Raw genomic sequence first — 10,455 nt, 5'->3', positions numbered from 1 at the left:
GACATAGCCGAACTGGACGATGATCAGCGCGACAGACATGGCGGCGAAGACGATCCCTGTCGCCTGGACGCTGGCGGCTTTTTCGAGGCCGTAGCGGTCCTCGATCAGCCAGGCGAGCGTCTGCTGGATGGCGCCGACGGCGACGAAATAGGAGAACAGGAAGGCCAAGTGCGGGAACACCCGCGGGTCACGCATCTTCAGCGGTGAAGGACGCCGGGATTCCCGGTTGCCTTTCGACTTTGGCAGAGAGAAGCCAATGACAACCCCGGCAAACGCACAAAAGATGATCGAACCCCAGAGCGGCGCCAGCGCGCCAAATTCAGCGAGAATGCTGGCGCCCGCCGGCCCAAGGATCGAGCCCAACCCCATCGCCGCGCCTAGCATGCCGAGACCGCCTGCGCGCGTCACCGATGTGGTCGCATCGGTCATCGCTGCCATCGAGGCCGGCTGCAGTCCGGGCGAGAGCAGGCCGAAGAAGAGCCGGGTGAAGACCAGGAGGAAGAAGGTCGACAGGCCTGTGACGATGCCGGCCAGCGCAGCCTGCAGGGCGAACAGGAAGAGCATGTTTGTTCCGCCCATCGCGAACAGGGAGAACACCATCACCCGCTTGCGCCCGAACCGGTCAGCCCAGCGTCCCCATTGCGGGATCATCAGCGCGTAGATCAGCGCCGACAGGGTGAGGATGCCCGCGACCTGGATTTCGACCAGCCCCGCTTCTCGGGCGAGCGGCGCGACAACGACGAAATTGATCGTCATCCCGGCGCCCATGGCAACGCTGCCAAACGCGATCGCGGCCTTCTGGAACGCCGTCAGCGGGCGCAGCGGAGTTTCAGCTGTCGTGGAGATGGGGACCGCCCTGATTATCTGCCCCGGAAGATGCTCGGCTTTGACGGCTGCCGCAAGCCTGTCCTCGCGCAAATGAGGCGAAGCGCTGCCCCGTAATGGGCGTGCCTTGAACGGGTAATCCTGCCGCACCCGTATTGCAGCGCAGGCCCAAAACGGATTAGTCAGGCTGAGAACAAATGGGAGAGGCATTGTGAGAGCAGTTCTCGACATCGTGATGATCATTCTGCAGCTCGGGATCTGGGTCCTGATCATCCAGGCGATCCTGTCCTGGCTCATCGCCTTCAACGTCGTGAATACGCGCAACCAGTTCGTCGCCGGGCTGTGGAATCTGCTTCAACAGGTTACAGAGCCTCTCTGCCGGCCGATCCGCAATTTCCTGCCGCGGATGAGCGGCATTGATCTGTCGCCGCTTGTCCTGATCCTGCTGATTATCTTCCTGCAGCGCGTCATCGCCTATTACGTCTATCCGAACGTCATCTGACGGGGCGGCCATGCGCCTGACCGTCCGCGTGACCCCGAATGCCTCGCTCGACCGGGTCGAGGGCCGTGTCAGCGATGATGCCGGGCGCACCTATCTCAAACTTCGCGTTCGCGCCGTGCCTGAAAACGGCAAGGCCAACAGGGCTGTGGAAAAACTTCTGGCCAAGGCGCTGAAGCTCCCGAAATCTGCGGTCAGGGTGGTGACCGGCGAGACGAGCCGCATTAAGGGCGTCGACATCGACACTGAAACCGGCAGCGCTGCGGCGCGCCAGATCGAGGAGTGGATGGGCGATGGCTGAACGCATCGATGGCAAACAGATCGCAGCAGACGTCAGGGCGGATGTCGCCAGAGCGGTGGCGCAGCTGCCCGGTCAGCCAACACTCGCCGTCGTCCTTGTGGGCGAAGACCCGGCCAGCCAGGTCTATGTCCGCAACAAGGTGAAACAGACCGAAGAGGCGGGCATGCGCTCGTTGCACCATCGCCTGCCGGCGGAGGCGAGCCAGGCGGACGTCGAGAGCCTGATCACACGCCTCAATGAAGATGATGAGGTCGATGGCATCCTCCTGCAATTGCCTTTGCCCAAGGGGCTCGACGAGCAGGCCGCCATCGAATGTATCGATCCGGCCAAGGATGTCGACGGGCTGACCGAGGCGAGCGCCGGCCGTCTCGTGCTCGGCAAGCCGGGCCTTCGGCCGTGCACACCGACCGGCTGCGTCATCCTTGCCAAGCGCGCGCTTGGAGATGATCTCTCAGGCAAGAATGTCGTCGTGATCGGACGCTCCATCCTTGTCGGCAAGCCGGCGGCGCTGCTCTTTCTCGCTGAAAACTGCACTGTCACCATAGCCCATTCGCGCACGGTCGACCTCGTCGGCATCTGCCGCGCAGCCGACATCCTCGTCGCCGCGGTGGGCCGGTCTGAGATGGTGAAAGCCGAATGGGTCAAGCCCGGCGCCACGGTGATTGATGTCGGCATCAACCGGATCGATGCGCCAGAGCGCGGCGAGGGCAAGACACGGCTCGTCGGCGATGTCGCCTTTGCTGAGGCCGCAGAGGTCGCGTCCCACATCACGTCTGTGCCCGGCGGCGTCGGTCCGATGACGATCGCCTGCCTCTTGCGCAATACGGTGATCGCGGCATGTTACAGACGGGGCTGGGAGTTGCCGAAAGGACTGTAGCGGGATGGCGAGACGCCGGAAGTTCATCATTTACCGGATGAATCGCCGCGCAGGCGGCATTCGGATCGCGCCGGGGAGCTATCTCGGCCTCGCTATCTTCCTTGTAAATCTCGGCGCCTTCTTTGTCGGCCTGTTCAACGCCATCGGAGTTTGGAACTTTCTGGCCCAAACGCCTGCCATTGTTCTGCTGGTTCTGAGCCTCGGCTTCTATGCCTACTCGCTTGTGAAACTTACAGATTATTCGAAACCGGATCGCGAAATATGAGCCTGCCACTCCGGCCAGCCGAGAGCGAGCTGTTTCAATCCTTGTGGAGGGATCAGGCTGGTCAGTGTGCGCTCTGCGGCAAGCCCATGCCTTCGACGCGTTTTCATGTGGCTCATGCCAGCATCTGGAAGCGCGAGCGCCCGACCTTCGATCATATCGTCCCGCGGGCGGCAGGGGGGCCGGATACGCCGGAAAACCTTCAGCTAGCCCATGCGCGGTGCAACAGGATCAAGGGCAAGTCTCAGAAAGGCTCTGACGGGCGGGTCAGGACATAGATCGCCCCCATGGCGAGAAGCGCCATGGCAATGGCGAGCCAGCTCCAGCGGCCCCACAGCAGAGCCGTACTGATCAGCGCAGCGAGCGACATGCCTGTTAGCGCGCCTGTCTTTGCTGGAAGCGACAGCGTTCCGCGTTCCAGGAAGGTCTGGATGAGCGGTCCGACATTGGGCCTCGAATAGATCCAGTCGCGCATGGCCGGGCTTGAGCGGGCAAAGCAGAGGGCGGCGACGATCCAGAACACCGTTGTCGGCCAGATGGGCAGAAACAGGCCTATGGCGCCGAGCGCCAGGAAGAGGAAGCCGAGAACTTTCGCAATCATTCTGATTTCACGTCCCCGAAAGCCAGTTGAGAACCGTTCTCGCATACTTATCAGAAAGCGGCCATCAGCTTTGCGCGATAGCCTGCGCCGCCGCTGCCGCGCTCGCCCAGGCCCACTGGAAATTGTAACCGCCGAGCCAGCCCGTCACGTCCACGCATTCGCCAATGAAGTGGAGGCCAGGGACGTGTTTGCTCTCCATTGTCTGCGAGGAGAGACCGTCCGTATTGATGCCGCCAGCGGTAACTTCGGCGGTGCGCCAGCCCTCGGTGCCGGCGGGTTTGACGCGCCAGCGCTTGAGAGCTTTGTCGATGGCGTCGATGTCGCCGGCCGAGAGATTGGCGAGCTGCTTGCCTGATGGGATGCCGCGCCATGTGAGCACGTGCTGAGCGAGCCTGTTCGGCAGATGCCGGGCAAGCCATGCCGATAGCGTCTGCTTCGGCTGGCTTGCCTTGTCGGCCCTGAGTTGCTCGCTGGCAGACCAGCCCGGCGCCAGATCGATCTCGATTTCTTCGCTTTCGCGCCAATATGAAGAGGCCTGCAGCATGGCCGGGCCGGAGAGGCCGCGATGGGTGAACAGCAGTGCCTCATGAAAGTCCGGCCCGCGCGCCGCCTTCGCATCCACGGGGCAGGAGACACCCGAGAGCTCGGAAAACGTGTCCTTCGCCGCGCCGGTGAAGGTAAATGGCACCAGCGCAGGGTGGGGCGTCAGGACCTCATGTCCGAACTGGCGGGCCACATCATAAGCAAAGCCGCTCGCGCCGATCTTCGGAATGGAAAGCCCGCCCGTAGCGATGACGAAAGAGTGGGCACTGATGTCTCCGGCATCGGTCTTCACAGTGAAACCGTCATCGCTACGGGCAACACCGCTCACATGTGTCGAGAGGCGAAGTTCCCCGCCAGCCGCTTTCAGCTCCTCGAGAAGCAGCTCGATCACGGCAGTGCTCTTCTGGTCGCAGAAGAGCTGTCCGAGCGTCTTCTCATGCCATGTCAGGCCGTGCCTGGCCATCAGGTCGCAGAAGTCCCACGGCGTGTAGCGTGCCAGCGCGGATTTGGCGAAATGCGGGTTTTCCGAGATGAAGTTCGCGGCGCTCGTCTCGATATTGGTGAAGTTGCAGCGCCCGCCGCCCGAGATGCGGACCTTCTCTGCCGGTTTGGCGGAATGATCGATGACGAGCACACGCTTGCCGCCCGCTGCCGTTCTCGCACCACAAAACAGGCCCGCCGCGCCGGCGCCCAAAATCAAGGTGTCAAACCGCTGTGACAGAAGCGAAATTCCTGAAAAAGTCTTAATCACGCCCTGTTGGCGGCATACCAGACTCCTGTAAAGGTATAAGTCACATCAGAGGGAGAACAACATGATCGGCCGCACAATTCGGGCTAGGGGCATACTTCTCGCGGGTTTGGTGAGTGTCCTGGCGGCGTGTGGTGGGGGCGATGAGCCGGCACCGGTTATTCCTGAAGACACGAGCGGACAGGTCGTCGAACGATCACGCGCCGATCAGGTCGCAGCCGAGCGACGCGAGCGCGAACGCCAGAGATTGGCCGCGGCCGAAGAGAACAAGTTCACCTATTTCCGCTATGCGCCCGATACGAGCGGCAACCAGCCGCGCGCCTGCCTGGTCTTCTCCGCGCCGCTGGATCCCGACACGGACTATTCGACCTATATAAATATGCGCCCCGGCGTTCGCCCGGCCTACAGCATCGAGGGCCGCGAGCTTTGCCTTGAAGGCCTCGATTTCGCGCGCTCCTACACCGCCACCATCCTTGAAGGCCTGCCATCGGAAGACGGCCGCGCCATTGCGCGCGAGGAAGAGGTCACGATCAGCTTCGAAGACCGGCCGGCCTATGTCGGCTTCAAGGGCTCAGGTGTGATCCTGCCGCGCGATAATGCGGACGGCCTCGCCATCGAGACCGTGAATGTCGAGGAGGTGAATGTGACGGTCTACCGCGTCAATGACCGCGCGCTCGCTTTCAAGCGGATCACCCAGGGCGAGGAAGCCGCGCAGGGCCGCTATTCCTATCTCTATGGCGAGGAAGATCCGCGCGATGTCTCGAGCGAAGTCTGGTCCGGCTCGATGGAGATCGACGCAGTCACCAACGCGCCGGTCACGACCGTTTTCCCATTGCCGGATGTCATCGGCCAGCTAAAGCCGGGCTCCTATTTCGTCGAGCTGACCGACGCCAAGGAGCTGGACCGGTATGATGGACCCGCAGCCTCCGCGCGCCGCTGGATCATGCTGACCAATCTCGCGCTGACCGCCTATCGCGGCGAAAACGGCCTTGATGTGACGCTGCGCTCTCTGCAGGACGGCGAAGTCCTGCCCAATACGCGCGTCCAGCTCATCGCCTTCAACAATGAAGTGCTCGGCGAGGGCGAGACGGGCGAGGATGGGCGCGTGCGTTTTGACGGCCCGCTTCTGGCCGGCACAGGCAATTCAGCGCCGCGCATGGTCATGGGCTTTGGCGCCAAGGGCGATCTGGCGGTGCTGGACCTTACCCGCGCGCCGATCGATCTGTCAGAACAGAACACAGGCGGACGGCGCACGCCCGGTCCGGTCGACGGCTATGTCTATGCCGAGCGCGGCATCTACCGTCCCGGCGAGACCGTGCATCTGACGGCCATGATGCGCAACCGCGCCGCTGACGCAATCTCCGGCCGCGCCGGCAATCTCATTGTCTATCGTCCGAACGGGCTTGAAGCCGATCGCTATCGCTTTGCCGGTGCACAGGCAGGCGGCATCCAGTGGGATTATGAGCTCTCCAGGAGCGCCTCGCGCGGCATGTGGCGGGCGGTGCTCGAGATTGATGGGGCAGGCGAGGCCGGCTCCCTGCGCTTTGCCGTCGAGGATTTCGTTCCGCAACGCATCGCCGTCGAGCTTGAGACGGACGAAGACGCCCCGATCAAATCCGGCGAAACCCGCGACATCATGGTCGACAGTCGCTTTCTCTATGGCGCGCCCGGCGCGGGCCTGACGGTCCAGGCGCAGGCGCGGATCGAACCCGATCCAAGCCCGTTCGCGGCCTTCGGGGCCTACACATTCGGCCGCCATGACAATTATTTCAGCGAAGAGATTATCGAGCTGGACGACCGGACGACCGATGGCGCGGGCCAGGCCGTGCTTCGCCTCACGCCGAACGGCAGGGGCGTCAATGCCGACCGTCCGCTTCGTCTCAACACGACCGTATCGGTCCTTGAGCCGGGCGGCCGGGCCGTCACCGAAAGCGTGCGCGTTCCCTACCGGCCGAACGATGTCTATCTCGGCATCAAGCGGGACTTTGATGGCCGTCCCAGCCGCGAGGAAGACACCCGCTTCGAACTCGCCGCACTGAACGCGGATGGCGCCATCATCGAGACGCGCCTGAACTGGAAAGTCATCGAGATCGACTACCATTATGACTGGTACCGCGAAGACAGCCGCTGGCGCTGGCGCCGGTCGCGCACGGTCAGCACCGTCAATGAAGGCGTCATCGATACTGACGGCACGACGCAGGCGATCAGTGTCAGCGGCCTCGACTGGGGCCAGCACGAGCTGATCGTGACGGCGGAAGGCTCTGACGCCGAGGCCAGCACCAGCTTCTATGTCGGCTGGGGCGGTTCTGTCTCCGATGACGGCGTCGAAGCGCCGGACCGGGTGCAGGTCATGGTTGAGGAACAGCGCGTTGTCGCTGGCCGTCCCGCCGCCATCACTGTCATCCCGCCTTATAGTGGCGAGGCGCAGATCGTTGTCGCGACCGATGAAATTCTCTGGGTCGAGACGCGTGATGTCTCCGCCGAAGGCACTCAGTTCACCCTGCCTGTCACCGAGGAGTGGGGCGAAGGCGCTTATGTCCTCGTCAATGTCTACACACCGCGCGATCCTGTCGTGCAGTCGAAACCGCGCCGCGCTGTCGGTGTCGGCTACGTACCGCTCGACATGGATGACCGCACGTTCGAGGTTGCGATTGATGCGCCGGAGCTTGCGCGCCCCCGCCGTGAGCAGACGATCGAGGTCGATATCACGGGCGGCCCGCGTGAGGATATCTATCTGACACTCGCAGCCGTGGACGAGGGCATCCTGCGTCTTACGAAATTCCAGAGCCCGGACCCGGTCGACTACTACTTCGGGAAGAAGGCGCTCGGCGTTGAAATCTATGATGATTATGGCCGGCTGCTCGATCCGAATATGGGCCTGCCAGCTGAAGTACGCACCGGCGGTGACCAGCTCGGCGGCGAAGGCCTGACCGTTGTACCAACGAAAACCGTGGCGCTGTTTTCGGGCCTCGTCGATGTCGGGCGCAATGGCACGGCGCGGGTTACCTTCGATGTGCCGGAATTCAACGGCGAACTCCGTCTGATGGCGGTCGCCTGGTCGGAAACAGGGCTTGGCTCAGCGAGCACGTCGATGACCGTTCGTGACCCGGCGCCTGCCGAGCTTATTCTTCCGCGCTTCCTAGCGCCGGGCGACGAAGCGCTTGCCACTGTCAGCATCGACAATATCGAGCTGGACGGCGGCGTGTTCACTGCGTCGCTCGATGCGAGCGAACCTGTCAGCGTCGCTGCCACGGAAGTTTCGCGGACCATTCCACAAGGCCAGCGTGTCGATGAAGGTCTGAACATCTCCGCCGACTCGACCGGCATTGCGCGCCTTCGGCTCAACGTCGACGGCCCCGGAAACTACTCGGTTTCCCGCAATTACATGATCCAGTCGCGCTCGCCCTATCTGCCGGCCACCGACATATCGACAGCGCTCATGGAGCCGGGCGATGAGTGGACAATCCCGGACGACATCCTGGCGGGATATGTCCCTGGCACGGCGGAAGTGACCGTCACCTTTGCCAGCCTGCCGCTTGATGCGAATGCGCTCTATGCCTCGCTTGCGCGCTACCCCTATGGCTGCACCGAACAGACGGTCAGCCGCGCCATGCCGCTTTTGTATTCAGAGCAGCTTGTCGCTATGGGCGCCGATGAAGATGCCCGCGAGTCAGCGAGAGATGAAGTGCAGGGAGCCATCACACGGGTCCTGAACCGCCAGTCGAGCGACGGCGCCTTCGGCCTCTGGAGCGAAGGCGACCGGAACGCATCGCCATGGCTCGGTGCCTATACGGCAGACTTCCTCTACCGTGCGAGTGAAGCGGGATATGAAGTGCCGGAAGCGGCCCTCGATCGGGCTTACACCTCGCTGCGGTCCATCGCGCAGGGCGATGCCTGGCGCGTCTATGGCTATGACACGGATGTCTGGGAGAGCCGCTGGCATGACGATACCGAAGCCAAGCTCATGCGCCGGTCTTCGCCCTTCGCGCTCTACGTGCTCGCCAAGGCTGGCAAGGCCGATGTGAGCCGCCTGCGCTATCTGCACGACCGCGAGATCGACAAGATCGAAAGCCCGCTCGCCCGCGCGCACCTTGCCGCCGCGCTCTCTTATATGGGTGACCGCTCGCGTGCCTTCAGCGCCTTCAGCAAGGCTGAAGAAGCGCTCGGCTATGAGAATGACGGCAACTATTACCAGACGCCGCTGCGCGATCTGGCAGGCGTTCTCGCCCTGGCGGCCGAGACAGGCTTTACCGAGCATGTCGCCCGCCTTGCGGACCGCCTTGGCGAAGACGCGCCGGACCCGAGCGAATTGACGACGCAGGAGAAGGCGTTTGCGTTGCTCGCCGTCAACGGGCTCAACGGGAATGATGAAGAGGTGCGCATCGAAGTCAGTGGCCTTGGCCGCGGCAACAATAATGACCGCCGCTATACGCTGAGCGAGGATCAGGCCCAGTCGGATGTCAGCTTCACGCTGGGCGATCGCTCCTCGCCCATGTTCCGCACGGTCATGGTACGCGGCGCGCCGTCTTCGCCGCCGGCTGCGACCTCGTCCAAGGTCCGCGTGCAGAAGGCCATCCGGTCCATATCCGGCGGCAATGTCGACCTCGGCGATATCAATCAGGGGGACCAGCTCGTCGTTTCCATGCTGATCACGCCTGAACAGCGCCGGACCAATCCGATGATTGTGGCTGATTTGCTGCCTGCCGGCTTCGAGATCGAGACGGTGCTCAAGCCTGCCGATGGCGCCCGCGAAGGCTCGACCGATGGGGCCTTCTCCTGGCTCGGCACGATCGATCAGGCCCAGACAGCCGAAGCGCGCGATGACCGCTTTATCGCGGCGATCGATGTCCGGGCAGAGCCGGTGCGCGTCGCCTATGTGGTCAGAGCCGTGACACCCGGTAATTTCGCTATCCCAGGTGTCACTATCGAAGACATGTACCGCCCTGATGTGTTTGCGCGATCGGCGCCGGGCCGCATCACGATTGAAACCCAGAGCGCGGCGGCGGGCGGACAGCAATGATCTGGCTGAAGCGGCTGGCAATTGCCCTTGCGGCAGTGCTAGCCGCCGCCTTCACGCTGGACCGGATCTTCCCGCCGCCGCTTGAGAAGGCGGACCAGATTTCGATCATGGTCACCGACCGCGATGGCCGGCCCCTTCGCGCCATCCCGACCCATGATAATTACTGGCGGTTCCGCGCCAGCCTTGATGAGATCGATCCGGTCTTCGTCGAAGCACTTCTGGAGGTTGAGGATCAGCGCTTCTGGACCCATGGCGGGGTCGACTGGACCGGAATGGTCCGGGCGGTGTGGAGCTCGGCCAAGGCTGGCCGTATCGTGTCCGGCGGATCGACCATCACCATGCAGACCGCCCGCTTGTTGGAACCCCGGCCGCGGACGATCGGCTCGAAACTCATCGAGATGTTCCGCGCCCATCAGATCGAGGCGCGGCTGTCCAAGCAGGAAATCCTCGAACTCTACCTGACTCTCACGCCCTATGGCGGCAACATAGAAGGCCTCCGCGCGGCCAGCTGGCGCTATTTCGGGCGCGAGCCGGACAGGCTGTCGGATGACCAGATCGCCCTGCTTATAGCCCTGCCGCAAAGCCCGGAAGTGCGCCGGCCTGATCTTCGCCCGAAAGGCGCAGATGCCGGGCGGCGCAGCATCGTCACCAAGCTTGAGCGGCTCGGCTATCTCAATGAGGCGCGTGCCGAAGAGGCCCGGACCTCCAACATGCCGACCGGCGCCTATGCCTTCCCGGCGCGCGCCTGGCATGCAACGGGGCGGGCCGCGCTGAAGGCC

Annotated in this window: 10 protein-coding genes; 7 read left to right on the top strand and 3 right to left on the bottom strand. The window is 63.2% G+C overall.

Going from position 1 to position 10,455, the window contains the following annotated elements:
* Positions 1-918, bottom strand: a 918-nt coding sequence (locus WA989_RS12930) for an MFS transporter (protein ID WP_424340903.1), incomplete at its 3' end; no start/stop codon positions are given.
* Positions 919-1,036: 118 nt separating this feature from the next.
* Here WA989_RS12930 and WA989_RS12925 point away from each other — a divergent pair.
* The 5 genes from WA989_RS12925 to WA989_RS12905 are packed head-to-tail and all read left to right on the top strand — an operon-like array spanning position 1,037 to position 3,042.
* A complete protein-coding gene (locus WA989_RS12925) occupies positions 1,037-1,327 on the top strand; it encodes a YggT family protein (RefSeq protein WP_424340902.1) in 291 nt (96 codons plus the stop codon).
* A 10-nt stretch (positions 1,328-1,337) separates the two neighbouring features.
* Positions 1,338-1,625 (top strand): DUF167 family protein, encoded by a 288-nt coding sequence (locus WA989_RS12920; protein WP_424340901.1) that lies wholly within the window; start codon positions 1,338-1,340, stop codon positions 1,623-1,625.
* Positions 1,618-2,502 carry a bifunctional methylenetetrahydrofolate dehydrogenase/methenyltetrahydrofolate cyclohydrolase FolD gene (gene folD, locus WA989_RS12915; RefSeq protein ID WP_424340900.1) on the top strand — a complete coding sequence of 295 codons (885 nt, stop codon included), beginning with the start codon at positions 1,618-1,620 and terminating at the stop codon, positions 2,500-2,502. The genes WA989_RS12920 and folD overlap by 8 nt, the downstream gene beginning before the upstream one ends.
* A 4-nt stretch (positions 2,503-2,506) precedes the next feature.
* A complete protein-coding gene (locus WA989_RS12910; protein WP_424340899.1) occupies positions 2,507-2,767 on the top strand; it encodes a hypothetical protein in 261 nt (86 codons plus the stop codon).
* A complete protein-coding gene (locus WA989_RS12905; RefSeq protein WP_424340898.1) occupies positions 2,764-3,042 on the top strand; it encodes an HNH endonuclease in 279 nt (92 codons plus the stop codon). The genes WA989_RS12910 and WA989_RS12905 overlap by 4 nt, the downstream gene beginning before the upstream one ends.
* Here the strand turns inward: WA989_RS12905 and WA989_RS12900 are convergent.
* Together WA989_RS12900 and WA989_RS12895 are read right to left on the bottom strand one after the other, a co-directional pair.
* Complete coding sequence (locus tag WA989_RS12900) at positions 3,009-3,365, bottom strand: YbaN family protein (RefSeq protein WP_424340897.1); 357 nt, start codon at positions 3,363-3,365, stop codon at positions 3,009-3,011. The two genes, WA989_RS12905 and WA989_RS12900, sit on opposite strands and share 34 nt — an antisense overlap.
* Before the next feature lie 64 nt (positions 3,366-3,429).
* Entirely contained in the window at positions 3,430-4,608 is a 1,179-nt protein-coding gene (locus tag WA989_RS12895; RefSeq protein WP_424340896.1) for an NAD(P)/FAD-dependent oxidoreductase, read from the bottom strand.
* Positions 4,609-4,720: 112 nt separating this feature from the next.
* Here WA989_RS12895 and WA989_RS12890 point away from each other — a divergent pair, with 112 nt between their 5' ends.
* Both WA989_RS12890 and WA989_RS12885 read left to right on the top strand, forming a co-directional pair.
* Entirely contained in the window at positions 4,721-9,676 is a 4,956-nt protein-coding gene (locus WA989_RS12890; protein WP_424340895.1) for an alpha-2-macroglobulin family protein, read from the top strand.
* Positions 9,673-10,455: transglycosylase domain-containing protein (locus tag WA989_RS12885; RefSeq protein WP_424340894.1), on the top strand; the 783-nt coding region annotated here is incomplete at its 3' end. The genes WA989_RS12890 and WA989_RS12885, both read left to right, overlap by 4 nt.

The sequence above is a fragment of the Henriciella sp. genome, from assembly GCF_049649345.1.
Taxonomy (GTDB): domain Bacteria; phylum Pseudomonadota; class Alphaproteobacteria; order Caulobacterales; family Hyphomonadaceae; genus Henriciella.
This window is presented reverse-complemented; position numbering and strand designations above follow the sequence as displayed.

What these genes read in the sequence shown, in the direction of transcription:
- folD (WP_424340900.1), top strand. Translation starts at nt 1,618, where the DNA reads ATGGCTGAACGCATCGATGGCAAACAGATCGCAGCAGACGTCAGGGCG.
- WA989_RS12905 (WP_424340898.1), top strand. Translation starts at nt 2,764, where the DNA reads ATGAGCCTGCCACTCCGGCCAGCCGAGAGCGAGCTGTTTCAATCCTTG.
- WA989_RS12890 (WP_424340895.1), top strand. Translation starts at nt 4,721, where the DNA reads ATGATCGGCCGCACAATTCGGGCTAGGGGCATACTTCTCGCGGGTTTG.
- WA989_RS12910 (WP_424340899.1), top strand. Translation starts at nt 2,507, where the DNA reads ATGGCGAGACGCCGGAAGTTCATCATTTACCGGATGAATCGCCGCGCA.
- WA989_RS12900 (WP_424340897.1), bottom strand. Translation starts at nt 3,365, where the DNA reads ATGATTGCGAAAGTTCTCGGCTTCCTCTTCCTGGCGCTCGGCGCCATA.
- WA989_RS12920 (WP_424340901.1), top strand. Translation starts at nt 1,338, where the DNA reads ATGCGCCTGACCGTCCGCGTGACCCCGAATGCCTCGCTCGACCGGGTC.